This window comes from Megasphaera vaginalis (ex Bordigoni et al. 2020), assembly GCF_900240295.1.
In the GTDB taxonomy this organism is placed as follows: Bacteria; Bacillota; Negativicutes; order Veillonellales; family Megasphaeraceae; genus Megasphaera; species Megasphaera vaginalis.
Genome location: NZ_OEQB01000006.1, coordinates 37080 through 63268 on the forward strand (window position 1 = coordinate 37080; position 26189 = coordinate 63268).

Here is a 26189-nt window from a genome sequence, read left to right on the forward strand (position 1 = left end):
CGATCGGTTTATGAAGACATATGCTTTGCCTTGCGGTAAAGAGACAGAAACGGTTTCATTAGATGAAACACATGTTCTCTATGACCTGCACGGCCGTAAGACGGCGGCCGTGACAGATGAAACGGCCGCTATCCGGCAGGCGTTGCGAGCGCCTGTCGGCAGTGCGCCGCTGCGTGAATTGGTGCGTCCAGGAGAGACAGTCGCCATCGTCGTCAGTGATATTACCCGCTTGGTTCATACGGCGCAGATGCTGCCGGTCATTGTAGACGAATTAAACGCTGCCGGCGTAGCTGACCGCGATATTACCGTTGTCATTGCGCAAGGGACGCACAGGGCGCATACACCTGAAGAGGATGTGATCGTTTGCGGCGAAGAAATGGTCCGCCGGCTGCGTATTGTGCAGCATGACTGTTTCCATAAAGAAAACCAGTCCTACGTCGGCAAGACGAGTTGCGGCAATGACGTGTACTTCGACCGCGCCGTCGTCGCTGCCGACAAGGTTATTTTGACCGGCGCCGTGTCTTTCCATCCTATGGCCGGTTTCGGCGGCGGCCGCAAAGCCTTGTTGCCGGGGGTGGCCGGCTATGATACGATCATGTATAACCATTCGCTGGCCTTGACGGAAACTGTCGGCGGCGGCTGCAATCCGGCCTGCGAGACGAGTCTGTTGACCTGCAATCCGCTTCATCAGGATATGTATGAAGCGGCAGCTCTTCTGGAACCGACATTTCTGGTCAATACCGTGTTCACTGCAGACGGCGACCTTTACGAAGTGGTTGGCGGTCATTGGCATGAAGCCTGGAAAAAAGGCTGCGACGATTTGTTGGCTATTTCCAGCGTGCCGATTACGCAGCAGGCGGATATCATCATCGGCTCCGCCGGCGGCTATCCGAAAGACATGAACCTCTATCAGAGCATGAAAGCGCATATGAATGCTGTTTTTGCGGCAAAACCGGGCGGAATTATGATCTTTACGCTCGACTGTCCCGATATTAAAGAACCGGCTATTTTTACCGATTGGTTTTTCCGCAGCGATATGGATGCTTTTGAGCGGGATTTGCGTGCCGACTTCACGATTCCCGCCTTTGTCGCTTTCAAGAGCCGCGGTATTATCAATTCGATGAAGCGTGTATACGTCGTCACGCGACCTGAAAACCATGACATTATCCGGCAGAGCGGGCAGATTCCGGCGCATTCATTGCAGGAAGCCTGGGAAGATGCCGTCAAAGAGATCGGCAAAACCGATTATACTGTGACGATTATGGGTCATGCCGCGGCTACTTTCCCGGTTTTGACCGAAACCTGAGCAGGCAATACGAAAAAAAGCAAGCTGATTCTTGACGGGCAGTTTGCTTTTTTTTCGATTTCTAAGAAATACATAAAAAAGTAAAAATAGACAAGACAAAACCGCAAACGTGTACTATAATAAATGACGATATTCCCGTTGCGAAGAAGGGAATTATCGTTGCAAGTCTTGTTGTCTTACTCGTAAGGAGATGGAGAGCGATGAAACAATATCAGCCCGTAACAGAAGAGGTTATTCAGGCTTTGCGCCGTATTGTCGGTGAAAAATATGTCAAAACGGACGCCGCCGTGTTGGATGTATACAAATCGGATGAGAGTTTGGCGCCGTCTTTCTGGCGGACGCCGGAAGTCGTCGTGTTGCCTGCCAATACGCAGGAAGTCGCCGCCGTCATGAAAGTAGCCAATGCCTTTGCTGTTCCCGTGACGCCGCGCAGTGCCGGTACGAGTGTCAGCTGCGGCGCCGTTCCGGCATACGGGGGAATCGTTCTTCTCATGGAGCGGATGAATCGGATTCTTGAAGTCAATGAAGAAGGGATGTACATGGTTGTCGAGGCCGGTGTACGGACGATTGACATCCAGAATTTGGCCCGCTCCAAGCAGCTCATGTACGCCGGCGATCCCTGCAGCTCCGACAGTTGTCTGATCGGCGGTAACTTGGCCACGAATGCCGGCGGCAATAAGGCGGTTCGTTACGGGACGACGCGGCATCAGGTGTATGCCATCGAAGTGGTGTTACCGAACGGTAAAATTGCCAATTTGGGAGCGCCGCTGAAGAAGTGTTCCACCGGTTTTTGTCTCGATCAGCTGATTATCGGCTCGGAAGGAACGCTGGGAATCATTACGAAAGCGACGCTGAAACTTGTGCCGCTCAGTCCGTATAAGTTGGATGTTCTCGCCGTGTTTACCGATCTTGCCAAGGCGACGGCGCTGGTGCCGCAGCTTGTCAAGGCGGGATTGAATCCTACATCCGTCGAATTTATGGACAATAATTTTGTCCGCAGTGCCAGCGATTACAGTGAATTGCGGCTGCCGCACTACGAAGACGGTTTTTACGATATCATTTCAATTGAAACCTTCAATGAGACGGAATTGGATGAAAAAATGGAAAAGCTGGCGGCTATTTGTGAACAATGCGGCGCTACCGATATCGTTGAAGCTGATGACCGCGTCTGGAAGGTTCGTCGGAATTGTCTGGAAAGTACGCGCGTATTTTCCAAAGTTGCGACTTCGGAAGACCTGGTTGTCCCTGTTACAAAGATTGCCGATTGCATACAACATTTGGTGGAAGAGAGCAAAAACTATGATTTCCGCGTTTTTTGTCTGGCCCATGCCGGAGACGGCAATCTGCATTTTCAGATTTTGCAATGCGATTTGAGCGATGACGAGTGGAAAAGGCAAGTTGAAGCTTTCCGTGCCGTTGCGTATCCGTATGTTTATCAATTGGGAGGACGCCTTTCGGGCGAGCACGGTATCGGTCTGAAACGGCTGGAATATATGGAACGGTATACGGATCCGGTAGAATTGGACGTGATGAGAACGATCAAAACGGCGCTGGATCCGCAGTGGATTTTGAATCCCGGCAAAGTTATGGGACCGCAATAGGGCATCAGAAAAGAGTGATTCTGTGCGAATCACTCTTCTTTTTTTGATTTTCAGGAAAGTATTGACCGCTCGTTGACTGAAAACCGGTCAAATGCGTCAACGTATGGCATGCGGCTAGTCTTTTATTCAAGTTTGATATCGGCTAATATGTACGTATCGAATCGAGATAGATGAACACCGTTTCCGATAATTGCGCTCGAGGCGTATCGTCTGTAGTATTTTACGAGACTTTGTGAAAAAAATCATTTTCTTTATCAGGCGAAATATTGTTCGGAGCGAAGTTTACTAATCTCAAAATAAAAAAAGGAGAGTAAGCATATGGAGATTATTGCAATTGTTCTTAGTTTGTTTTTATTGGTAACCTTTGCCTACCGCGGTTTTTCCGTCATCCTCTTTGCCCCGGTATTTGCACTGTTTGCTGCCGGTGTTTCCAATTTGCCGATTTTGCCCGGTTACACCGAATTGTTTATGGCTAAAGCCGTAACCTATATCAAATCGTTTTTCCCGGTCTTTCTGTTAGGCGCCGTATTTGGTAAGGTAATGGAAGAGACGGGGATGGCTCGCAGCATTGCCACCAAAACGATTCAGGTTATCGGTCGTGACAAAGCCGTATTTGCCGTTGTTTTTGCCTGTATGATTCTTTGCTACGGCGGCATTTCCATGTTCGTCTGTGCCTTTGCCGTTTATCCTTTCGCCGCGGCGTTGTTCAAGGAAGCGGATATTCCTAAACGGCTGATTCCGGCCTGCTTTATTGCCGGCGTCTTTACGGCAACGATGGACTGCTATCCCGGCTCGCCGCAGATTCAAAATATTATTCCGACGATTTACTTGGGAACGACGACGTTCTCGGCGCCTATTCTCGGTATTATCTGCGGTACGCTGCTTGTCGCTTCAAGCCTGGCGTATATTGAATGGCGCCGTAAGGCCGCTGAGAAGGCCGGCGAAGGGTATGGCGTGCATACGCTTAATGAAACGGTAATCGATCCGGAGACTTCTTTGCCTCCCTTCGCGTTATCCATTATTCCGCCGATCGTTGTTTTGGCCTTGAACTTCTATTTCTCCATGGTTTTTGCGTGGGATGAAAGCTTGTTGGCTCCTTTCCGGGCCATGAATCTGCCTTTGCTGGCCAAGAGCACGCACAACGTCGTTGCGATCTGGGCCCTCGTTATCGGTCTTTTGGTCGCCATTATTGTGGCCTGCGTTACGGGACGTAAGTTCATGTCCAAGAACACGAGCGTTAAAGCCGCTCTTAATGCCGGCGCGCTGGGTTCGCTGCTGGCGATTATGAATACGGCATCAGAAGTCGGTTACGGAAATGTCATTTCCTCTTTGCCGGGCTTCATTCATGTTGCTGATGCGCTTCTCGGTGTCGGCGCCAGTATGCCTCTTTTCAACGCCGCGTTGATGGTCAATATTCTTGCCGGTATTACCGGTTCCGCATCGGGCGGTTTGAGTATTGCTCTTGATCTGTTCGGCCAGCATTTTCTGGAAACGACGGCGGCACAGGGGATTCCGGCGGAAGTACTTCATCGTATCGTCGCCATGGCTTCCGGCGGTATGGACAGTTTGCCTCATAACGGCGCCGTCATTACGACGTTGGCCATTTGTGGCTTGACACATCGCGAGTCCTATAAGGATATGTTTGCAATTACGGTTTTAAAAGTAATCTTCGCATTTTTTGCAGTTTTCCTCTATATGGCAACCGGTATTGCCTGAGTAATATACAAAGAACCCGGAATCCGCTCGGATTCCGGGTTCTTTGTATTGTTAGAAAGAAAAACGAAAAAAAGAACGTGAAAAATATCTCATATATCGTTTAACGTTTTTTTCATAAAGATAACACCTTCCAGCGGATTATCATAATATGGAGACATTTCGCTGAACCCTAAGGCGCGATATAAATGAATTGCCGCCGGCATGGTGTGTAAAGTGTCCAATACCATTTCCGAATAGCCGTCCCCTTGAGCGAGGTGAATGATTTCGACTGCCAATTTTTTTCCGATCTGCTCTTTGCGATATGCCGGTTTGACGTAAAGGCGCTTCATTTCGCAGCGATGCGTGCTGTGTCCCGTATAAGACACGGTGCCGAGCGGTGCGCCGGTGTCGTCGATTGCCAGGAGCATGCGCCCTTTAGGCGGCAGATATTTTGCCAGCGTCCGCAGTTCCTCTGCAAGGTCTTGAAAGGTCAGATCCAGATGCAATCCTTCCGTGTACTCCATAATCAGTTCCTTTACGTCCTGCTGTCGGGATGAGCCGTCAATAATTTTCATCATCATTGCCTCCTTTGTAAAAAAAAACAAGGCATGTGACGGAATGTCGATGCCTTGTTTTTCTTATACGGTCTGACCGTATCGTGTTTATGGTGGAGATGAGGAGAGTCGAACTCCTGTCCGTACATGCCGCCCCACGAATTTCTCCGAGCGCAGACCTTGTTTGGTATGTCTGACAGCGGTCGTACAAGGACAAACTGGACTGTCATAGCCTGTGAATTTCCCGAATCGGCAGCCAGGCGATGCCGATTGGTATCCCGCTAAGTGACGTCAGCTAACTGCCCGCAGGATCAGCGGCTAGTGACGTAGTTGCCCTTAGGCAGCTAATGCAAAGTTTTCTTTTGCGTTTAATTTAAACGGTTCACCGATTTTCGGGCAGATGAAACCCCGGCTCGCTATTCGTGATACAACCATATACGTCGAAACCTTTACATCCCCATGAAAAAGGGATACATCGGTACAAAATCAGTATAGCATAACGGACGGTGCAGCTGCAATACTGCACCGTCCGTTATTGTATTTATTTTGCAGATTCGCTTTGTTTGCCCTGTTTCAAGTCACGTAATTTTCCCTGCTCTTCAGGCGGTAAGGCAAGACCGCAGCAGCCGCCTGATGTGGAATTTACAAAACCGCTGCATACCTTCTTCAAGGCGTTGTGAACTTCTTTGGCTTTATCCAGCATAATGTTACCCCCCTCTTTCTTCTTGCAGAGAGCATAACCGACTCTCTGACTATAGTATACGGGAAATCAGGAAAGAAAGATAATTCTTTTTACGTATGATTAAGTACAAAACGGGTAATTGCTTCCGCGACGGCTCCTTCGTTATTGGTTGCCGCCGTCACGACGTCACAGTCTTCGCGGATTGCTTCATGGAGGTTGGCGACACCGACGCCCAATCCGGCGGCGCGGAGCATGGCGGCGTCATTGATATTATCGCCGATGGCCAGCGTTTCCGCATACGGAACATGGAGAAGATCAGCCAGTTTATAGAGCGCGGCGGCTTTGGTAACGCCTTCATTGGCGAACTCCAGATAACGGTTACTGGAAAAGCTGACACAGACGGAACGCAGAAGGGGTTGCAGTTCTTTTTGCAGGTTTTGCAAGTAAGTCATGTCGGGATGCATGTAAATCAATTTTACAATATCCTGTCCGGCCAGAAAATCCAGGCTTCTTTCCGTTGTTTCCGTAAAGGCCATGCGGCCGTTTAAAAAGTGGATTTCAGCGGCACTGGGCCGATAGATATAGACAGTATCCGCCGTATACGCATGCAGGCAAAGACCGTATGCTATCCCTTTTTCATAGAGAGCCGCCGCCGTTGTAAACGGCAGAGGATTCCAATATAGACGCCTGTTGCTTTTGTTTTCCGTAATGCAGCCGCCGTTGAACGAAATGACATATTCTTTTTCCTGCTGCCAAAGTCCCGTGCTTTTCAGGACGCCTTCTAACGATGCATAGCCCCGTCCTGTGGCCGGAACGAATTTGACGCCGGCACGGCGGGCTGCGGCAATGGCTTCGATGTTGCGCCGGCAAATGGTGGCGTCGCTGGACAACAAGGTTTCATCCATGTCGCAAGCGATAATTTGATAAGCGGTCATGATTTGCTCCTTTTTGGTTAGTTATTGTTAAGTCTAGCATGAAACGATACGGCCGTAAAGAAAGTCGTCGCTAACTCCATATGGATTTACAGGGGCCCTTTGGCGTATAATGAAAAGCAGAAGGTTATGCGGAGAGAGGGAACAACATATGAAACGAATAGTCGATGATGCGAGGTTGATCTTTAAGTGCTGCACCCTGTATTATGAAGATCGCCTGGGGCAGCAGGAAATTTGTCGCTTACTGGGCGTCTCCCGGCCTACGGTATCGCGGATGCTGAAGCTTGGCCGAGAGCGGGGAATCGTCAAGATCGAAGTTATCAACCCCGCTGCTGTGGAATACGGTGATCTTGAGCGACAGTTGGAGAAAACATTCTGCCTGCAAGAAGCCATTGTCGTCGGCAACAGCCGTCTGGAAGCGGCCGGCGATCATATCAGCCGCGCCGTAGGAAGCGCTGTTCTCACCTATTTGAATCGCATTTTGGAAGACGGGCAGTACATCGGTGTGACGATGGGGAGGTCGCTGCAGAATGTCGTAACGTCGCCGTATAACGGCGGCAATCCCATTCATTGTACCTTTGTGCCGATCATCGGCGGCGTCGGCGAAAACCAGCTGGAAATGCATTCCAATTATCTGGTCACTAAATTCGCCGAATTGTACGGTGCTTCGTGTTTACAGTTTTTTTCGCCGGCCCTCTTTTCCGACAAAACGGTTCTGGAAGGATTTAAACGGGAACAATCGATACGCAGCATCTTTGCCGTTTTTGATCGTCTGGATGTTGTCCTCGTCGGGATCGGTGTGCCGAGCAGCACCTATTCCACCGTCTTTTACATGGACTATGTCGCGCAGGATATGTTGGAAGCGTTTTCGGCGCAAGGTGCCGTCGGTGATATTTGCTTGCAGTACTATGACGCTGTCGGCGGCACGGCGGCTTTTCGGCCGTATAATGAACGGGTGGCGGGAATGGAACTGGCGGCGTTGAAAAAAGTGCCGCGCCGCATCGGGATCGTGGCCGGCACGCAGAAAGCCGGCGCCGTTCTCGGGGCTGTTCGCGGCGGGTATGTTAACACGTTGATTACCGACGCGGCTTGCGCTGAAGCGATTTTACAGGCGGCGGCGAACTGTCGTCGCGAAGCATGACAAGAAAGGATTTTTATATGAAATATTATACTGAAATCACGACTATCGGCACGGAAGCCTGGGATCTCTTCACCGATCAGGACACGCGTTCGCTGATTCTTTTCGGCGCTTCGGCTCCGACTGAATTGGCGGAGATCTCCGTTTTGCACCGGCCGGCCGGACTTTTCGCTCCCATTGCTGTCGGCGATACGGCCGTTATCGGTGATAAAGCCTTCTCCGTTACGGCCGTCGGCAGTGAGGCCATGCATACGCTGCAGGAGTTGGGGCATTGTACGCTCTGCTTTAAAGGCGGCAAGGTGCCGGAGCGGCCGGGCTGTATTATGTTGGAAGGCGATGAACGATTGCTCCGAGCCGATTTGGCGGCGGGAAAAACGATCGAATTTTATTGACCTGTCGCCGCTTGGCGATTTACGGAGAAGATTTGCAGAATCGGGAAGGAGAACGTATTTATTGTGCTGAATATGGATATAAAACTGCTGCGCCGGGAAGAGAGCGGTCAAATTATCAGGACCGGCATTGTCGGCGCCGGTCAGATGGGGCGCGGCATGGTTTCGCAGATGACCTTGATGAAAGGGATCAGACCGTCGCTGGTCGCCGATCACAGCTTGGAGAAAATCATCGGCGCCTTTCATCTTGCCGGCATTGATGACGGCGATATTGCCGTTGCCGGCACCGTAGCGGAAGCCAACCGCTACTTGGAACAAGGTCGTTATGTTGCCGTTGAAGACAGCGAAATTGTTTCTCAAGCTGACGGCATCGACTGCGTCGTCGATGTTACCGGTGTACCTGAAGCGGGTGTAAAGATCGCCGTTGATTCCATGAACAACGGCAAACATGTCGTTATGATGGATGTTGAAACGGACGTTGTTGTCGGCCCGTATTTGAAACGCCTCGGTGATTGCAACGGTGTTATTTACACCGGGTCCGCCGGCGATGAGCCGGGAGCGGTCATGGAATTATACAGTTTTGCCCGCGCGATGGGGATGGAAGTCAAGGTCATAGGCAAGGGCAAAAACAATGTGATTGATTATGAATGCAATCCCGACACGGTTCGTGCGGAGGCGACGCAGCGCAAAATGAGTCCCCGTATGCTCTGTTCTTTCAAGGACGGGACGAAGACGATGGTGGAAATGACGGCCATGTCCAATGCGACAGGGCTGGTGCCCGATGTTATCGGCGGTCACGGACCGCAGGCGTCGGCTGCGAATTGCTGCGCCGATTTGAATCGGCTCTTCAGGCTGAAAAAAGACGGCGGTATTTTAAACCGCCACGGTGTCGTCGAATATGTCAACGGTATCGCGCCGGGCGTTTTTGTAACGGTGTCAACGGCAAATCAAGAGATCGCCTTTGAACTGGATTATTTGAAAGTAGGTCCCGGTCCGCTCTGGACCTTTTATCGGCCGTATCATCTCTGCAATTTGGAAACGCCCCTGACCGTGGCTAAGGCGGTTATTGACGGCGAAGCGACACTCGTTCCGATGGACGGGCCCGTCAGTGAAGTCGTTACTGTGGCCAAGAAAGATCTGCGTGTCGGCGAACATCTTGACGGCATCGGCGGCTGGACAACGTACGGGTCGATCGCGACGGCGGCGGAAACGTACCGCAGCGGCTATGTCCTTTACGGCCTGGTCAACAAGAACGCAGTCGTTACGCGACCGGTCAAAAAGGGGACGCTGCTGACCATGGATATGGTTCGGCTTGACAGGACAACGCAGCTTTATCAAACGCGCCTGGCTCAAGATCGTTTTTACGGCAAGGGGACGCTTTTACGGCAGGAGTAAGGTAGGATGGTAGAAGCGCTTTACTCGTTGCCGAATTTGTATTATCCTGTAGATGGACTGCTATACAGAGGCAAGGTATAGCCATTTTACATAAAAGAGGGAGAGACTACAATGATCAATGAACAACTGGCGCAGCATGCCGCACACGTACGCACAAACGTTGTCAAGATGCTGACCGAAGCAAAATCAGGGCATCCCGGCGGATCCCTTTCCATCGTCGATATACTGCAAGTATTATATTTTGAAACGATGCATATCGATCCGAAAAATCCGAAAATGGCTGATCGCGATCGTTTTGTCCTTTCCAAAGGGCATAGCGCTCCCGGTCTCTATGCGACTTTGGTTGAACGAGGCTTTTTCCCGGAAGACGAATTATGGAAGCTCCGCAAGTGTAACGCCATGCTTCAAGGGCACCCCGATATGAAGCATACGCCCGGCGTCGATATGTCGACAGGTTCTCTCGGCCAAGGGTTGTCCGCGGCCAACGGCATGGCACTGGCTGCGAAATTGGATAAAGCGGACTGGCGCGTTTATGCTATCTGCGGTGACGGTGAGATCCAGGAAGGGCAGATCTGGGAAGCGGCCATGTCGTCGGCTCATTATCAGCTGGATAACCTTACCGTTTTCATTGACCACAACAAGCTGCAGATCGACGGCGCTAATGAAGACGTCATGTCGGTCATGCCGATAGCTGAAAAATTCCGCGCCTTCGGTTGGCATGTGCTGGAAATTTCCGGTCATGATTTTGACGCTATTCGTAGCGCTCTCGCCTTGGCAAAAAATACGAAAGGTCGCCCGACAGCCATTGTTGCCGAAACGGTGAAGGGCAAAGGCGTGTCGTTCATGGAAAATGAAGTAGGCTGGCACGGTAAAGCTCCGAACGGGGAACAATGTGCGCAGGCGGTTAAGGAATTGGGAGGCGAAGCATAATGGGGACAGCTACACGTGCGGCATATGGCAAGATGCTGAAAACGGAACTCTATAAAAATCCGGACGTTGTCGTCCTGGATGCCGATCTCGGCAATGCAACGAGATCGATCAGCTTTAAGGAAGTCGCGCCGGAACGGTATTTCGATATGGGAATTTCCGAACAGGATATGATGGGGACGGCTGCCGGACTGGCCGCTGCAGGCAAGATTCCGGTGGCCAGCACGTTTGCCATCTTCGCGGCAGGGCGTGCATTTGAGCAGATTCGCAATTCCATCTGCTATCCGAAGCTCAACGTCAAGATCTGCGCTACCCATGCGGGACTTACTGTCGGCGAAGACGGCGGGACGCATCAGGCGGTGGAAGATATTTCTCTGATGCGCAGCTTGCCGAATATGACTGTCATCAATCCTGCCGATGCCAAAGAAGCGGAAGAAGCCGTTAAAGCGATTGTCGCGTATGACGGCCCTGTTTACGTCCGTCTCGGCAGAGCGGAAGTGGAAGATATTCATGGCGCCGACTATACCTTCCGCTGGGGTAAAGGGGAGATCCTGCGTGACGGTGACGACGCCGTCGTTTTCGCTACGGGCATCATGGTCGGTAAGGCTTTAGCGGCGGCAGATGCATTGGCTGCCGAAGGAATGCAGATTCGTGTCGTCAATATTCATACGATCAAGCCGATCGACGCCGAATTAGTTATCGCCTCGGCGCGGAAAACGGGGAAAGTGGTTACTGCTGAAGAACACAGCGTTATCGGCGGCCTCGGTTCTGCCGTCGCCGAAGTACTGGCCAGATACGCGCCGACAAAACAGGCTTTCGTGGGTATTCAAGATACGTTCGGTGAATCCGGTTCGCCGAAGGACTTGTTGGAAAAATACAGTCTTACGGCCGATGAGATCGTCAAAGCCATAAAAAGTTTATAATTGTCCGGGAAAATTGGGGAAGACCTCTGCCGCTTTGCGGCAGAGGTCTTTGGTGTCCAGTGGAAGTAAGGTATACTAAAAGCAACTTGAACCGGTGTTAGGAGGCGGAAAATGGAAAAAAAAGTTGATCTGATGAGTTTACAGAACGGTAGTGATGTGCGCGGCATTGCCGTCGCCGGCGTTACCGGCGAAGACGTAAATTTGACGGCTGATGCAGTCAACCGGATAGCCGCCGGTTTTGCAGCTTTTTTGGCAGCAAAAACGGGTAAAGCCGGCAGTGCGTTAAAGATCGCCGTCGGTCATGACTCGCGCGTTTCGGCGGCAACGATGAAACACGGCGTTTTGAGCGGGCTGGCGGCACAGGGTGTACAGCCTTTTGATTGCGGCTTGGCGTCGACGCCGGCCATGTTCATGTCCATCGTGTTTGCTGAGACGGCAATGGATGGTGCCGTTATGATTACGGCAAGTCATTTGCCCTTTAACCGTAACGGGCTGAAATTTTTTACCGCTGACGGCGGCCTGGAAAAAGACGAGATTACAGAAGTTCTGCGCCGGGCTTCGGACTTGTCGGCAGGCGTTGCAGATACGTCGTCTGTGCCGCAGTTGGCGATTCTCGATCTATATGCCGCGCACCTGCGCCGGCTGATCAGCGGCGCACTTGGTCTCGATGAAGCGGCGGAACCGCTTGCCGGCATGCACGTCGTTGTCGATGCTGGTAATGGCGCCGGCGGCTTTTTTGCGACAGCTGTTTTGGCTCCTCTCGGCGCCGATATTGCCGGCAGTCAGTTTCTTGATCCGGACGGAACTTTTCCCAATCATGTTCCCAATCCTGAAAATAAGGAGGCCATGGCATCCGTCAGTCGTGCCGTTCGTGAGGCGCAAGGCGATTTGGGCCTTATTTTTGATACGGACGTCGACCGCATGAGCGCTGTCCTGTCGGACGGCAGAGAAATAAACCGCAATGCGTTGATTGCCATGATGGCGGCCATTTTAGCGCCTCTTTATCCGGGCAGTACGATCGTTACCGATTCCGTTACGTCCGATGAGTTGACTGTGTTCCTGGAAACTCATTTGGGGTTGAAGCACCATCGGTATATGCGCGGTTATAAGAATGTGATCAATGAATGCCGGCGGTTGAACGGGCAGGGGATCGTCTCGCCGCTGGCGATTGAAACTTCTGGCCATGGCGCATTGCGTGAAAACTATTATCTCGACGACGGCGCTTATTTGGCCGTCAAACTCTTGGTGGCGGCGACGCAGGCCAAACGTGCCGGGAGTTCTCTGGATGAAATCATTGCGGCGCTAAAGGAGCCGGCAGAGTCTGCCGAATACAGATTACGGATTACGACAAGGGAAGGGGTGCAGGCTTACGGACAGGAAGTCTTGCGGATTTTTGCCGCCAGAGCGACAGCTGCAGGTATTACGTTGGCCGAACCGTCTTATGAAGGCGTGCGCCTCGTTTTTCCCAAGGGCTGGGCGTTGCTGCGCATGTCTCTGCACGATCCCAATATGCCTTTGAATGTGGAAAGTAAAGAACGCGGCGACTGTGCATTAATACGCCGCCAGCTGAGGCCTCTGCTCACCGGTTTGGCCGGTCTGGATACGGAGGTCTTGCAGGAATAACGATTAATTCCATAGAGTTATTAATCATCGATTGTTGATGCTAAAATATCAATATTTACGTTTGTTCTATATAAAAATATTGAAAAAATAATGATATCGTGGTACGCTATGTCAGGGTAATGACAGGAATATGGATGCAGACTGTTTCCATATGTTATCGTCTCTGACGTTAATTGAACCTGAAAATACATTACTTGTATTTTCAGGTTTTATTTTTTTGCTGGAAAGGACGGTATCATGTCGCTGGAATTATTTTTTATTATTCTTTTTGCCTTGATGATCATGCAGGTGATCGGAACTCATTTTCAGATAAAAGCGTATCGAAGGGCAATTCATCGCCTTCATAAAAAGGGGCATATCGGAATTGGCGGTAAACGTTCCCGCTTCGGGCCCGGTCAAATCGTAATCATAGCCTGCGACGGCCGTGGCGCCATTACGGGCGGAGAAATGATGAGCGGTATGACCGTTTTCAGCCGTTTCCAGGAGATCCCCGATATTTCAGGCAAATCAATTTATGAAATGGAACGACGTTATTCGGCGGCAGGTCGAAGAGCGCGTCACCTTTACGCCGGACACCTGCAAGCGGTGCAGGCCTTGGTCAGTAGACTGGAGACAGGCGGACAGTAAGGGGCGAAGGATGATACTCATAACGAGAAGAGAGTGAAGGTGGACTACAATGGAAATTATTGCTTCCTGTGCCAATGGCTTCATGGACTTATTCAAAGCCGGCGCAGTTACGTTTACCGGCTTTGTCACGGCCATTATTCCGCTGATTATCGTTTTAATGACGGCAGTCAATTCCGTTATCAAACTGATTGGCGAAGACCGTTTTTTTTCGTTCGCCCAAAGAGCGACGCGGTACCGGATCACGAGATACACTGTCGTTCCCGTGTTGTCGATTATTTTTCTGGGCAGCCCTATGTGCTTTTCTTTCGGGCGATTTGTGGAGGAAAAATATAAACCGGCTTTTTATGACGCGGCAGTCAGCTTCGTTCATCCTGTGACGGGGATCTTTCCTCATGCCAACGGCAGTGAACTCTTCGTCTATATGGGGATTGCCGCAGGGATCCAAACCTTGGGGTTCCAACTCGGTGAACTGGCTGTTCGGTATTTTTTAGTCGGTATCGTCGTCATTTTGCTGCGCGGTATCGTTACGGAGCAGATTTATGCGTATATGTGCCGTAAAACCGGCCGCAAGGTATAGGAGGAACGTAATGTATTGTACAGCAGTTGTCAGAAACGGCGCAGGCGGTTGGGGCGGACCGCTGACCATCACGCCGACGGAACACAAGCATAAGATTGTCAGCATCACCGGCGGCGGTATTCACCCGTTGGCCGCGGAGCTGGCCGAATTGACCGGATGTGAAGCTGTTGACGGATTTACGACAGGCGTTCCTGACGGAGAAATTTTAGCCGTCGTCATCGATTGCGGCGGCACAGCCCGCTGCGGCGTGTACCCGAAAAAAAATATCCTTACGATCAATACGGTTCCGGTAGGAAAGATCGGGCCGTTGGCACGTTTTATTACGGCAGATCTGTATGTATCGGGCGTGACTTCAGACTGTATTTCCCGTCAGGCCGATGCGGCGCAGGCGGCGCCTATCCGTGCTCGGGAGGGGCGGGCGATAAGCGGCGAAGCGATTGGCGCCGCTCAAACGGCGCAGAAGCGCAATATCGTTACGCGCATCGGCATTTCGATTGGCCGAATCGTCAATATCTTTTATGCCGCCGGCAGGGAAAGCATTGACATTACCATCAAAAGCATCTTGCCGTTCATGGCTTTTGTCAGCATGATTTTGGGCATTATCAGCGCTTCCGGCATCGGCGGCATCATTGCCAATACCATCTCGCCTGTAGCCGGTACGCTGCCGGGAATGCTTGTCATTTCGTTTATCTGCGCGATTCCGTTCGTTTCGCCTATTCTCGGACCGGGTGCCGTTATCGCCCAAGTAGTCGGCACGCTTTTGGGGGCGGAGATCGGCTTGGGGCATATTCCGCCACAATATGCGCTGCCGGCGTTGTTTGCGATCAACGCGCAGGTCGGCGCCGATTTCGTGCCGGTCGGTCTCAGCTTGGGGGAGGCTGAGCCGGAAACGATCGAGCTGGGCGTGCCTGCCGTTTTGTATTCCCGCGTCATTACGGGGCCGCTGGCCGTCTTGATCGCTTATGCAGCCAGCATCGGTTTGTATTGAGTGCAACTGTTGAACGCTCTGCCCGTCAAAGGCAGAGCGTTTTTTTTCGTTTCTTTCCAGATGGTTGATGACGCATTGCGTTTTTGGCCTTGACTATTTGTCTTTTTATTGTATGATAGATACGTAGATGTTGGCACTCTGCGGTATAGAGTGCTAATTCAAGAAAAGGAGCTGGTATTATGGCAAAAGAAACGTATGAGTTTCAAGCGGAAACGAAACAACTGTTGGATCTTATGATCCATTCCATTTATACGAATCACGAGATTTTTCTGCGGGAATTGATTTCCAATGCTTCCGATGCGATTGATAAGCTGCATTATCAATCACTGACGAACGGCGAACTGCTGGAAGGCGATACGGATTTCGTCATTCATTTGACACCTGATGCGGAGCAGAAGACGTTGACCTTGTCCGACAACGGGATCGGTATGGACCGTGAAGAATTGATTGCCAATTTAGGTACGATCGCGCAATCGGGGACGAAGGCCTTTCTGGAACAGCTGCGCCAGGCTAAGGACAAGGATGAACATGTTTCCGATAAGGAGCTGATCGGCCAATTCGGCGTCGGCTTCTACTCGGCCTTTATGGTGGCCCGGTCCGTTGCCGTCGTTACGCGGAAAGCCGGCCAATCGCAGGCGTACCGTTGGGAATCGAGCGGTGACGGCGCCTATACGTTGGAAGAATGCGAAAAAGAAAAACACGGCACCGAAATCATCGTGACCTTGCAGGATGCTTTTTGCGCTGCCGGCAGCGATGAAAACTATACGGATACGTATACGTTGCAGCGTCTGGTCAAAAAGTATTCGGATTACATCCGTTATCCGATTACGATGAATTTCGTCATTGAAGAAGTTCCGAAAGATGCCGAAGGCAAACCGGTGGAAGGGGCTGCGGCGGAAAAACGAAACGAGTTGCGGACATTGAATTCGATGCAGCCTTTGTGGACCCGCAGCAAATCGGACATCAAGCCGGAAGAGTATAAGGACTTTTTCCAACACCAATTCTACGAATGGGATGAACCGATGGAGATTTTCCATACGAAGGCGGAAGGCGCCGTCGAATATACGTCGCTTCTCTTCATTCCCGGCAGTGCTCCGTTCAATCTGTATTACAGTGATTATGAACCGGGCATCCAGCTGTATTCCCGACACGTATTCATTATGGACAAATGTAAGGACCTGTTGCCAGACTATCTCCGGTTTGTAAAGGGGCTCGTCGATTCGCCGGATCTGTCTTTGAATATTTCCCGTGAATTATTGCAGCAGAGCCGCGAATTAAAACTTATCGGCAGAAATCTGGAAAAGAATATTCTCAAGACGTTGACGAGAAAAATGGATAAGGAACGCGAAAGCTATGAAAAGTTCTGGGCCGAATACGGAAAATCGTTGAAAATAGGTATTTACAGCGGCATGATGAGCGGCGAGAACAAGGTGGATAAGTTAAAGGATCTGCTTCTGTTCATGTCGTCTAAAGACGGCAAGCTTTGCTCCTTAAAGGAATATACGGCGCGCATGAAAGACGGTCAGGAAAAGATCTATTATGCGACAGGCAAGGATAAGGCGGCCATCGACGGGTTGCCGCAAATGGAATTGCTTCGCGAACGGGATCTGGAAGTGTTGTACATGCTTGACCCTGTCGACGAATTTGCCGTTGAAGCCGTTGGCGAATATGCAGGAAAGAAATTTCATTCTATCAGCCGCGGCGATCTGGATTTGGAAGACGAGGCGTTCAAGGCGGAAAAGAAGAAAAATGAAGATATGGCCAAGTCGAATGAAGCTCTTCTCAGCGATATGAAGTCGGTTTTGGACGGCAAGGTCGTCGACGTCCGTCTCTCGAACCGCCTGAAGACCGGCGCCGTTTGCCTTGTAGCTGATGCGGCAGGTCCCTCCATCGCAATGGAGCAGGCTTTTGCCGCTGCCGATAATCCGATGCTTAAGGCACGGCGGATTTTAGAAATCAATCCGCACCATGATCTTTTCAGCCGCTTGCAGCATTTGCATGAAGGCGGTAAAGATACCGACGGTTTCCGCGATTACTGTGGTCTCCTTTACGATCAGGCCCTGCTCCTGGAAGGGATCATGCCCGATGATCCCGTTGCCTTCGCCAACAAGGTGGCGGCCATGATGGCTAAATAATAAACGCGCACCCTCTTTTCTATAACATAGAAAAATCCCCGACAGAAATACGGTAGCAGTATTTCTGTCGGGGATTTTTGGCAAACAGTTGAATGTAGTAGTATGACAGTTCTATTTCTTTTGTAAAATCGTATACTTATTTACTGTTTCCTCGGACGTGTCGCCCGGTCCTGCCGTCGTTATTCCCCATTGTTGCAGGAATAAGGCCGGTGTTATCGGCTTTTGCGCCTCTCTGACAAGGGTGCTGCCCGGCGTTGTCGTTGCTCCTTCAATAGCTATCATGGGCATGACGTTTTTTGCATTCCAACTCAGCCCGTGTGGTTTCAGCTTTTCGAGGTCCGCGGCCGGTGCCGTTGCATAAATTTTTTTGTCGCTGTAAAAGACGGCTGATGTCCGATAAAAGCCGTCAAAGCAGATCGGCCCGGCCGTTGTGTCCATGACGCGCAGTTGCGCGCCGATTTCTTTGCCCGATTGGCGCAGCATGATCGTCGGAGCGAACAGTAAGGTCAAGGCGATGTAGATTGCAAAGCAGGAGGCGCCGACCGCCTTGACCGGCACGGCGGCATCTTTCCAGAGGACGGCGGACAAGATGGCGAAGGAGAACAGGGCCGGAAAAGTATACGTAGAATATTTGGTGGCGACTAATTCGAAAAAGATCAATATGACTGCCATATAGATTAGGAGCAGTCGGGTAATATCGGCGGCTTTCCGGAACTGCAGGTCATGGCGTTTCCATTTTTTATATAACGAAACGGGCAGAATAAAGCTCCACGGCAAAAACCCGACGGCATAAACGATCAGGTAAAAGTACCACTTATTTTGTCCGGGATGCTCCGAGACGGTCGCCCTGAGGACGTTGTGCACACCCAGGAAGTTTATCAGAAAATCGGCGCCGTGCAGGCAATACATCGTGCCGTACCAGAGACCGGTGAGGCTGAAAAAGAGCATCATGCCCGAAAAGAAATGAAGGCGCATGAATTCGTGCAGGTCCTTTTTGAGAAAGAGGAAGACCAAGGCGGCGAAGCCGGGCAGAAAAAGGCCGATCGGGCCCTTGGTCAAGGTCGCCAAGGCGGCGAACAGATAACAGCCGTAGTAGTAACGGGAGTTTTCCTTATAGCCCAAGTAAAAAAAGGCGATGGCGGCACTCGTGAAGAGGAAAAGAGAGGCGTCTGTAATGACGGCTTTGGAAAGCAGAAAAAATTCCGTACTCGTGCCCAAGATAACGGCGGCCCGCCAAGCGGTCTTTGCGTCGTAGGCGCGATTGGCGAACCAATATGTGAACAGAAGGGAAAGCGTTCCCATGACGGCTGAAGGAAAACGGGCGGCGAATTCATTGAAGCCGAAGAGCTTGAAGGACAATGCCAACTCCCAGTAGTAAAAAATCGGTTTATCATACCAGTAACGACCAAAAATTTGTGGAGAAATCCAATCGCCTGACTGGACCATTTCTTTTGCCGTTAAGGCGTAATTCGATTCTGACGTGTCGGTGACAGCTAGCAGATTGTTGCCCAGCAGATACAAAAAAAGAGCGAAAAAGAGCAAAACGAGATAAGGATGTTCTTGTCGTAAACGCTTCATGGGAAACCTTCTTTCACTGCGTGATGTAATGAGCATACCTGGCCTCATTAAAGAAAGGTGTACGAAAAGTTAAATAAACTTTAAACTATCTTTCCGCAGCCGGACAGATTCGCGCATACGCCGAAAAGGAGGAGGTGTACATATGTTCGCTCTTATGGTATGATACAGGTACATTTCATTGATAATTATTATTTTTTATAGCAGGGGTAAAAATGGATGTAGCAGGGCATAATAAAGATTACGACGACAGCCGCCGTTTTCGCGTCGTCGCGCCGTATGAGGCGATGGGAGACCAGCCGGAAGCCGTCCGGTCGCTGGCCCGGGGCGTGGCAACCGGGCAATGGGCGCAGGTCTTGCTCGGCGCTACAGGTACGGGGAAGACGTTTACGATGGCCAAGGTTATTGAAGCTGTTCAGAAGCCGACGCTGGTCATTGCGCATAACAAAACGCTGGCGGCGCAGCTTTGCAGTGAATTCAAAGCTTTCTTTCCCGACAACGAGGTCGGATATTTTGTCAGCTATTATGACTACTATCAGCCGGAGGCGTATATTGCCACGACGGATACCTATATTGAAAAAGATGCGTCCATTAATGATGAGATTGATAAGCTGCGCCATTCGGCAACAATGAGCCTCTTTGAACGGCGCGACGTCATTATCGTCGCTTCCGTTTCCTGCATCTATGGCTTAGGTGACCCGGAAGATTACAGTGATCTCGTCGTGTCGCTTCGCCTGGGACAGGAAAAGGGACAAGCAGAGATTCTTCGTAAGCTCGTCGATATTCAATACACGCGGAATGACATGGAACTGCGCCGCGGCACGTTTCGCGTTCACGGCGACACGATCGAGATTTTTCCGGCCGCGTTTGACAGTTCCGTCATTCGCGTCGAAATGTTCGGCGATGAAATCGACAGGCTGACGGAAGTCGACGTGCTGACCGGAGAGGTGTTGGCGGAACGCAAGCACGTCGCCATTTATCCGGCCAGTCATTATGTGACGACAAAGGAAAAGATGGAGAGGGCCATCGGCACGATCAGCCGTGAATTGGAAGAGCAGCTGAAACTGCTGAAAGAGGCCGGCCGTCTGCTGGAAGCGCAGCGGCTGGAACAGCGGACGCGGTACGATATGGAAATGATGGAAGAAATGGGATATTGTTCGGGAATCGAAAATTATTCACGCCATTTGTCGGGCCGTCAGGCCGGAGAAGCGCCTTATACGTTGCTCGATTACTTTCCCGACGATTTCCTGATCATGATTGACGAATCGCATGTGACGCTGCCGCAGTTGCGGGCTATGTACGCCGGTGACCGTTCCCGCAAGACGTCGTTGATTGAATACGGATTTCGCCTGCCGTCGGCTCTCGATAACAGGCCGCTGAATTTCGATGAATTTGTCGAACGGATCAATCAGATTATCTATGTCAGCGCCACGCCCGGCGACTACGAAATGGACGTGCAGACGAATTTGGCGCAGCAGATTATCCGACCTACGGGGCTGTTGGATCCCTTGGTGGAAGTGCGACCGATTGCCGGCCAGATGGATGATTTACTCGGCGAGATACGCCGGCGGATGGAACGCCATGAACGGGTCCTGGTAACGACGCTGACCAAAAAGATGGCAGAAGATTTGACCGATTATTTAAAGGAAATGGGAATTCTCGTCCGCTATCTTCATTCCGATATTGCGACGATTGAACGGGCCGAGATCATCCGCGATCTGCGCGCCGGTGTTTTCGATGTTCTCGTCGGCATCAATTTACTGCGTGAAGGGCTCGATATGCCGGAAGTTTCTCTCGTCGCCATTCTCGATGCCGATAAAGAAGGTTTTTTGCGTTCCGACACGTCGCTGATTCAGACGATGGGGCGCGCCGCGCGTAATGCCAACGGTCAGGTTATTATGTACGCCGACGTCGTTACGGGATCGATGGCGCGTGCCATGGAAGAGACGCAGCGGCGGCGTGAAGTGCAGGCGGCGTATAACGAAGCGCACGGCATTACGCCGCAGTCTATTCGCAAAGACGTCGTTGATCTGATCGAACTGACAAAGGTAGCGGAAGACAGAAGCGCCTATGAAGGGGAAGGCGAGGGATTGACGAAAGAGGCGCTCCATAAAGTTATCCATACCTTGACGGAACAGATGAAGCAGGCTTCGAAAACTCTGGAATTTGAAAAGGCCGCGCAGCTGCGCGACCGCTTGGGAGAACTGCGACAACAGCTTTCGGCGCTGGCTTGTGACGATACGCTGCCGAAGGAATTGCAAGGTGAAGATATGCCGCAGGCGAAGTTTGTCCGTAAAGTACGCCGTCCCGACCGCAGGCGCCTGAAGACGACTGCCGATAAAGGCGGAAAAGGGAGTAGACAACAGTGATGCCAACTGATAAATATATTGAGATAAAAGGCGCCAGACAGCATAATTTAAAAAACATAGATGTCAAATTGCCGCGCGATAGTTTTGTCGTTTTTACGGGATTGTCGGGATCGGGAAAATCGTCGCTGGCTTTCGATACGATTTACGCCGAAGGGCAGCGACGCTACGTCGAATCCCTTTCCGCCTATGCCAGGCAGTTTTTGGGGCAAATGGATAAACCTGACGTCGATTATATTGAAGGGTTGTCGCCGGCGATTTCCATTGACCAGAAGACGACGAGTCGCAATCCCCGTTCGACAGTCGGCACGGTGACGGAGATTTACGACTACTTGCGGCTTCTTTACGCCCGTGCCGGTGAAGCCTTTTGTCCGCACTGCGGCAAGCCGATCCGGCAGCAGTCGATTGAGCAGATGGCCGATGCCGTCCTGGCGCTCGGCGACGGAGAGAAGGTCATGATTATGGCGCCCGTTGTAGATGGCCGCAAGGGGACGCACCAGAAGGTGCTGTCCCGGCTGGTCAAAGACGGCTATGTCCGTGTCCGCGTTGACGGCGCCATGTATCTGCTTTCCGACGACATTCCGATGGAAAAGAACAAGAAGCATACGATAGAAGTCGTCGTGGACCGTCTGGTCGTCAAAGAACAAATCGTATCGCGCCTTACGGACTCTCTGGAGACGGCGGCCAGGTTGGGCGACGGTATTGTGCGCGTCTATCGGTTGGAAACGCAGGAGGTACTGACGTACAGTCAGCATTTTGCCTGCCCTGACTGCCATATCAGCCTGCCCGAAATCGAGCCGCACCTTTTTTCTTTCAACAGTCCCTTCGGCGCCTGCCCCGCCTGTTCCGGCATCGGCAGCACGAGAGAAATCGACGAATCCCTTGTCATTCCTGACCGGAACAAGACTTTTGCAGAGGGGGCCGTGGCGGCGTTGAGCAGTAACCCCAACGCCTGGTTCATGAGGCAGCTCGGCGGCCTGCTGAAGCCGCAGGGATTCGGTCTGGACAATTCCTTTTCCGATTTACCCGGTGCGTTGCAGGAAAAGGTCCTTTGGGGTTCTGACGATCCCTGCGTATTTGAATATGAAAACATGCGCGGTGAAGTGAAAACATTTACGACGCCCTTTGAAGGTGTCATGCCGATGATCAGACGGCGTTACCGGGAGGCGTCCTCCGATATGATGCGTGATCAATTCGAGCAGTTCATGACGGTGAAGCCCTGTTCGGTCTGCCACGGCGCCCGGCTTAAACCGGAAGCGCTGGCTATCAAGATCGGCGGTATCAATATTCAGCAACTGACGGACATGACTGTCCGTGAAATGATCGCATTTTTTGAGACGGTACAGCTGACGGAAAGACAACAACTCATTGCCAAGCAGGTTTTAAAGGAGATCAGGGGGCGTCTGCAATTTCTGCAAACTGTCGGTTTGGAGTACTTGACGCTGTCCCGGACGGCAGGTACCTTGTCCGGCGGGGAAGCGCAGCGTATACGGCTGGCCACACAAATCGGTTCAGGTCTCGTCGGCGTTCTGTACATTCTCGATGAACCGTCAATCGGTCTGCACCAGCGGGATAATGAAAAACTGCTTCAGGCCTTGCGGCATCTGCGCGATATCGGCAATACGCTGATTGTCGTCGAACATGATGAAGATACGATGCGCGCTGCCGACTATATTTTGGATATCGGTCCCGCAGCCGGTGAACATGGCGGTCAGATCGTTGCTCAAGGTACGGCTGACGACATCATGGCCTGCCGGGAGTCCCTGACAGGCCAGTATCTTTCCGGCGCGAAATATGTGCCGCTGCCGCAGCGGCGTTGTCCCGGCAACGGGATGACAATCGATATTATCGGCGCCGCAGAGCATAACCTGAAAAATATTGACGTTTCTTTTCCTCTCGGTACGCTGACTGTCGTTACGGGCGTTTCCGGTTCGGGGAAATCGACCCTTGTCAATGAAATCCTGTACAAGGGCATGGCGGAGGCCGTCTACGGGACGCCTCACCGTCCCGGCAAGTTCAAATCCTTGCAGGGAACGGAACATATTGACAAACTCATTAATATCGATCAGTCGCCGATCGGCAGGACGCCTCGGTCGAATCCGGCCACGTATACGGGTGTCTTCGATTTTATTCGCCAACTTTACAGTCAGACGGCAGAAGCCAAGATCAGGGGATACAAGGCCGGCCGTTTCAGTTTTAATATCAAAGGCGGCCGCTGTGAAGCCTGTCACGGCGACGGCATTATTCGCATAGAAATGAATTTTTTGCCTGATGTTTATGTGCCTTGCGAAGTTTGCCGCGGCGCGCGCTACAACAGGGAAACGCTGGAAGTGAAATACAAGGGGAAAACGATTGCCGACGTGTTGAATATGACCGTTGATGACGCTTGCGAGTTTTTCGCCAATTTGCCACGTATCCTGAACAAGTTGCAGACCTTGCAGGAAGTGGGGCTCGGCTATATTCGGTTAGGTCAGCCTGCGACGACGTTGTCAGGCGGCGAGGCGCAGCGTGTCAAGTTGGCGACGGAGCTGTCGAAACGGAGTACGGGACGGACGCTCTATATTCTTGACGAACCGACAACGGGGCTGCACGCGGCGGATATCCACCGGCTGATGACGGTACTCCGGCTGCTTGTTGACGGCGGCGACACGGTCGTCGTTATTGAGCATAACCTTGATGTCATTAAAACGGCCGATTATATTATCGACTTGGGGCCTGAAGGCGGCGACGGCGGCGGTACGGTCGTGGCCGTCGGTACGCCTGAACAGATCTGCCAGGCGGCGGCATCGTATACGGGAAAGTTTCTGCAACCCGTCCTGGAGCGGACGCGACGGTTGATGACCGAAGAGGCGCGCCATGGCGTTTAGTGAAGGCGTACTGGAAAAGGTACGGAATTTGACGACCGAACCCGGCGTTTACCTGTGGAAAGACGGACGGGGACGTATCCTGTACGTCGGTAAAGCGATCAATTTGCGCAACCGCGTCAAGAGCTATGTTCGCAACGATACCAACAGGGCCGTGAAGGTTGCGGCCATGCTCAGCCACGCCGTCGATTTGGAAACGATCGTCGTGGCGAACGAGATGGAGGCGCTGATTCTCGAGAATACGCTGATCAAAAAGCACCACCCCCGCTATAATATCATGCTGCGCGACGACAAGACCTATCCATATATCAAGGTGACGCTGCAAGAAGATTTTCCCCGCATGTTCATGACGCGCCGCGTCATGCGCGACGGCGCTCGGTATTTCGGACCTTACGCCGATGCCGGCGCCGTCCATCGCGTCTTGAAGGCGATGCAGGCGGCGCTTCGCCTCCGGACCTGCCGTTCCATGCGCGTGCAGCGGCCGTGTTTGCAATATCATTTGGGGCACTGCGATGCGCCTTGCGTCGGGTATATTTCCAAAGAAGCTTATCGCAAGCTTGCCCTGCGGGCTGTGGACGCGTTGGAAGGACGCAGTACGGAACTGCTGCTGCAGTTGCAGCGGCAAATGGAAGAGGCCGCCGAAAAAATGGAATTTGAGAAAGCCGCCATGTATCGCGATCAGGCGACGGCATTGAAGGTTATTCAATCCCAGCAGGATATCGTCACGCAAGGCGGGGATACGGATGTTATCGGGTTTGCCCGCTCGGCGGGACAGACTTGTGTGCAGATTTATACGATACGTGGCGGCAAGCTCATGGGACGGGAAACGTTCAGTCTGGAAAACAGCCTGGATGAAACCGACGCCGCATTGACGGAAGCGATTTTGGACCAGTACTATGTTGCCGGCGTTTTTGTACCGAAGGAAATCATCGTTCCCGCCGTCCGGGAACAGGCGGCTTACGAACATCGGCTGACCGGACAAAAGGGGCAGCATGTCACACTCGTCGTGCCGCAGCGGGGCATGAAGCGAAGATTACTGGAAATGGCGGAGAACAATGCCGCTGTGCTGATGGAACAGCGGCGGCTTCAGTGGCAACACGACCTCGATAAGACGAGCGGCGCCGTTGAAGCGTTGGCTCGCGCTCTTGATCTGCCGCAACTGCCGGAACGGATGGAGTGTTTTGATATTTCGCATATTCAGGGCAGCGAGACGGTGGCTTCCATGGTCGTCTTTGAAGGCGGCAGGCCGGCCAAAAGTGAATATCGCCGTTTTAAGCTGAAAACGGTGCAGGGAAAACCGGACGACTTCGCCGCTATGGCGGAGATCATGGCACGGCGTTACAGCGAAACGGATTGGCCCGAACCGGATCTGATCGTCATTGACGGCGGCAAGGGACAGCTGCATGCGGCCTTGCCGGTCATCCGCGGCGCCGGTGCGGCGGCGCCTGTCATCAGTTTGGCCAAGCGGATTGAAGAGGTCTTTGTTGAAGGCCGTTCCGATGCGATTATCTTTGATCACCACACACCGGAATTGCAGTTGCTTCAAGCTATCCGGGATGAAGCGCATCGTTTCGCCATTACCTATCACCGCAAACTGCGCGGCAAACGGAATCTCGTTTCCGTCCTGGATCACGTCGCCGGCATAGGGCCGAAACGGCGCAAGGCATTGTGGCAGGCTTTTGGGAGTCTTGACGAAATGAAAGCCGCTTCGCTCGAAGAATTGGCTGCCGTAGACGGCATGAATCGGCTTGCAGCGGAAAATGTGTATTACTTTTTTCGCCTCGGTACCGATGAGAAACGAAAAGCGACAAATCAAAAGTAACGTTTGTCAAGGTAATGATAAATAAGGTATAATTAAAAAGTATAGCTAAATCTATTCCATAAACGGGGAA

The 26189-nt window shown here is 51.9% G+C and carries 20 protein-coding genes and 1 other RNA gene; 16 read left to right on the top strand and 5 right to left on the bottom strand.

Annotated features, from left to right (window positions below):
• The first annotated feature begins 10 nt into the window (after positions 1-10).
• The 3 genes from larA to C0977_RS08445 all read left to right on the top strand — a co-directional run bounded on the left by larA (position 11) and on the right by C0977_RS08445 (position 4623).
• Complete coding sequence (gene larA / locus C0977_RS08435) at positions 11-1306, top strand: nickel-dependent lactate racemase (RefSeq protein WP_101913080.1); 1296 nt, start codon at positions 11-13, stop codon at positions 1304-1306.
• 200 nt (positions 1307-1506) lie between these two features.
• Complete coding sequence (locus C0977_RS08440; protein WP_101913081.1) at positions 1507-2907, top strand: FAD-binding oxidoreductase; 1401 nt, start codon at positions 1507-1509, stop codon at positions 2905-2907.
• A gap of 318 nt (positions 2908-3225) precedes the next feature.
• Positions 3226-4623: a GntP family permease gene (locus C0977_RS08445; protein WP_101913082.1), complete on the top strand. Its 1398-nt coding sequence runs from the start codon at positions 3226-3228 to the stop codon at positions 4621-4623.
• Positions 4624-4712: 89 nt separating this feature from the next.
• Here the strand turns inward: C0977_RS08445 and C0977_RS08450 are convergent, their stop codons facing one another.
• From C0977_RS08450 to C0977_RS08460, 4 genes are all read right to left on the bottom strand, one after another.
• A complete protein-coding gene (locus tag C0977_RS08450; protein ID WP_234987624.1) occupies positions 4713-5183 on the bottom strand; it encodes a GNAT family N-acetyltransferase in 471 nt (156 codons plus the stop codon).
• 84 nt (positions 5184-5267) lie between these two features.
• Positions 5268-5615, bottom strand: a transfer-messenger RNA (tmRNA) gene (gene ssrA / locus C0977_RS08455).
• Between the two features lie 82 nt (positions 5616-5697).
• A complete protein-coding gene (locus C0977_RS10890; RefSeq protein ID WP_023053393.1) occupies positions 5698-5859 on the bottom strand; it encodes a hypothetical protein in 162 nt (53 codons plus the stop codon).
• A gap of 89 nt (positions 5860-5948) precedes the next feature.
• Positions 5949-6773, bottom strand: coding sequence for a Cof-type HAD-IIB family hydrolase (locus C0977_RS08460; protein WP_101913084.1), 825 nt, complete (start codon positions 6771-6773; stop codon positions 5949-5951).
• A gap of 148 nt (positions 6774-6921) precedes the next feature.
• On the opposite strand from C0977_RS08460, the gene C0977_RS08465 reads away from it, so the two are divergent.
• From C0977_RS08465 to htpG, 10 genes are all read left to right on the top strand, one after another.
• A complete protein-coding gene (locus C0977_RS08465; protein ID WP_101913085.1) occupies positions 6922-7911 on the top strand; it encodes a sugar-binding transcriptional regulator in 990 nt (329 codons plus the stop codon).
• Positions 7912-7928: 17 nt separating this feature from the next.
• On the top strand, positions 7929-8300 hold the full coding sequence (locus C0977_RS08470; RefSeq protein ID WP_101913142.1) for a PTS glucitol/sorbitol transporter subunit IIA: 372 nt from the start codon (positions 7929-7931) through the stop codon (positions 8298-8300).
• A gap of 72 nt (positions 8301-8372) precedes the next feature.
• Complete coding sequence (locus tag C0977_RS08475) at positions 8373-9692, top strand: NAD(P)H-dependent oxidoreductase (RefSeq protein WP_234987630.1); 1320 nt, start codon at positions 8373-8375, stop codon at positions 9690-9692.
• Between the two features lie 111 nt (positions 9693-9803).
• Positions 9804-10622, top strand: coding sequence for a transketolase (locus C0977_RS08480; protein WP_101913087.1), 819 nt, complete (start codon positions 9804-9806; stop codon positions 10620-10622).
• Complete coding sequence (locus C0977_RS08485; RefSeq protein WP_101913088.1) at positions 10622-11542, top strand: transketolase family protein; 921 nt, start codon at positions 10622-10624, stop codon at positions 11540-11542. Before C0977_RS08480 ends, C0977_RS08485 begins: the two co-directional genes overlap by 1 nt.
• A gap of 111 nt (positions 11543-11653) precedes the next feature.
• On the top strand, positions 11654-13165 hold the full coding sequence (locus tag C0977_RS08490) for a phosphomannomutase/phosphoglucomutase (protein ID WP_234987625.1): 1512 nt from the start codon (positions 11654-11656) through the stop codon (positions 13163-13165).
• A 237-nt stretch (positions 13166-13402) separates the two neighbouring features.
• A complete protein-coding gene (locus C0977_RS08495) occupies positions 13403-13792 on the top strand; it encodes a transcriptional regulator GutM (RefSeq protein ID WP_023053383.1) in 390 nt (129 codons plus the stop codon).
• 49 nt (positions 13793-13841) lie between these two features.
• Positions 13842-14369: a PTS glucitol/sorbitol transporter subunit IIC gene (locus C0977_RS08500; protein WP_023053367.1), complete on the top strand. Its 528-nt coding sequence runs from the start codon at positions 13842-13844 to the stop codon at positions 14367-14369.
• Positions 14370-14379: 10 nt separating this feature from the next.
• Positions 14380-15357 carry a PTS glucitol/sorbitol transporter subunit IIB gene (locus tag C0977_RS08505; protein WP_101913089.1) on the top strand — a complete coding sequence of 326 codons (978 nt, stop codon included), beginning with the start codon at positions 14380-14382 and terminating at the stop codon, positions 15355-15357.
• A gap of 179 nt (positions 15358-15536) precedes the next feature.
• Positions 15537-17492 (top strand): molecular chaperone HtpG, encoded by a 1956-nt coding sequence (gene htpG, locus C0977_RS08510; protein ID WP_101913090.1) that lies wholly within the window; start codon positions 15537-15539, stop codon positions 17490-17492.
• A 111-nt stretch (positions 17493-17603) separates the two neighbouring features.
• On the opposite strand, the gene C0977_RS08515 is transcribed toward htpG, so the two are convergent.
• Complete coding sequence (locus tag C0977_RS08515) at positions 17604-19070, bottom strand: ArnT family glycosyltransferase (RefSeq protein ID WP_101913091.1); 1467 nt, start codon at positions 19068-19070, stop codon at positions 17604-17606.
• A gap of 212 nt (positions 19071-19282) precedes the next feature.
• Here C0977_RS08515 and uvrB point away from each other — a divergent pair, with 212 nt between their 5' ends.
• Genes uvrB through uvrC form a run of 3 tightly spaced genes read left to right on the top strand, consistent with a single transcriptional unit; the run spans position 19283 to position 26119 of the window.
• Complete coding sequence (gene uvrB / locus C0977_RS08520) at positions 19283-21436, top strand: excinuclease ABC subunit UvrB (protein WP_101913092.1); 2154 nt, start codon at positions 19283-19285, stop codon at positions 21434-21436.
• Positions 21436-24300, top strand: a complete 2865-nt coding sequence (gene uvrA / locus C0977_RS08525; RefSeq protein WP_101913093.1) for an excinuclease ABC subunit UvrA — start codon at positions 21436-21438, stop codon at positions 24298-24300. The genes uvrB and uvrA overlap by 1 nt, the downstream gene beginning before the upstream one ends.
• Entirely contained in the window at positions 24290-26119 is a 1830-nt protein-coding gene (gene uvrC / locus C0977_RS08530; protein WP_101913094.1) for an excinuclease ABC subunit UvrC, read from the top strand. Before uvrA ends, uvrC begins: the two co-directional genes overlap by 11 nt.
• Positions 26120-26189: the final 70 nt, after the last annotated feature.

Coding starts and splice junctions, on each gene's coding strand:
- C0977_RS08465 (WP_101913085.1), top strand. CDS start 6,922: ATGAAACGAATAGTCGATGATGCGAGGTTGATCTTTAAGTGCTGCACC.
- htpG (WP_101913090.1), top strand. CDS start 15,537: ATGGCAAAAGAAACGTATGAGTTTCAAGCGGAAACGAAACAACTGTTG.
- C0977_RS08485 (WP_101913088.1), top strand. CDS start 10,622: ATGGGGACAGCTACACGTGCGGCATATGGCAAGATGCTGAAAACGGAA.
- uvrC (WP_101913094.1), top strand. CDS start 24,290: ATGGCGTTTAGTGAAGGCGTACTGGAAAAGGTACGGAATTTGACGACC.
- C0977_RS08475 (WP_234987630.1), top strand. CDS start 8,373: ATGGATATAAAACTGCTGCGCCGGGAAGAGAGCGGTCAAATTATCAGG.
- uvrA (WP_101913093.1), top strand. CDS start 21,436: ATGCCAACTGATAAATATATTGAGATAAAAGGCGCCAGACAGCATAAT.
- C0977_RS08460 (WP_101913084.1), bottom strand. CDS start 6,773: ATGACCGCTTATCAAATTATCGCTTGCGACATGGATGAAACCTTGTTG.
- C0977_RS08445 (WP_101913082.1), top strand. CDS start 3,226: ATGGAGATTATTGCAATTGTTCTTAGTTTGTTTTTATTGGTAACCTTT.
- larA (WP_101913080.1), top strand. CDS start 11: ATGAAGACATATGCTTTGCCTTGCGGTAAAGAGACAGAAACGGTTTCA.
- C0977_RS08500 (WP_023053367.1), top strand. CDS start 13,842: ATGGAAATTATTGCTTCCTGTGCCAATGGCTTCATGGACTTATTCAAA.
- C0977_RS10890 (WP_023053393.1), bottom strand. CDS start 5,859: ATGCTGGATAAAGCCAAAGAAGTTCACAACGCCTTGAAGAAGGTATGC.
- uvrB (WP_101913092.1), top strand. CDS start 19,283: ATGGATGTAGCAGGGCATAATAAAGATTACGACGACAGCCGCCGTTTT.
- C0977_RS08490 (WP_234987625.1), top strand. CDS start 11,654: ATGGAAAAAAAAGTTGATCTGATGAGTTTACAGAACGGTAGTGATGTG.
- C0977_RS08515 (WP_101913091.1), bottom strand. CDS start 19,070: ATGAAGCGTTTACGACAAGAACATCCTTATCTCGTTTTGCTCTTTTTC.
- C0977_RS08470 (WP_101913142.1), top strand. CDS start 7,929: ATGAAATATTATACTGAAATCACGACTATCGGCACGGAAGCCTGGGAT.
- C0977_RS08450 (WP_234987624.1), bottom strand. CDS start 5,183: ATGATGATGAAAATTATTGACGGCTCATCCCGACAGCAGGACGTAAAG.
- C0977_RS08495 (WP_023053383.1), top strand. CDS start 13,403: ATGTCGCTGGAATTATTTTTTATTATTCTTTTTGCCTTGATGATCATG.
- C0977_RS08480 (WP_101913087.1), top strand. CDS start 9,804: ATGATCAATGAACAACTGGCGCAGCATGCCGCACACGTACGCACAAAC.
- C0977_RS08440 (WP_101913081.1), top strand. CDS start 1,507: ATGAAACAATATCAGCCCGTAACAGAAGAGGTTATTCAGGCTTTGCGC.
- C0977_RS08505 (WP_101913089.1), top strand. CDS start 14,380: ATGTATTGTACAGCAGTTGTCAGAAACGGCGCAGGCGGTTGGGGCGGA.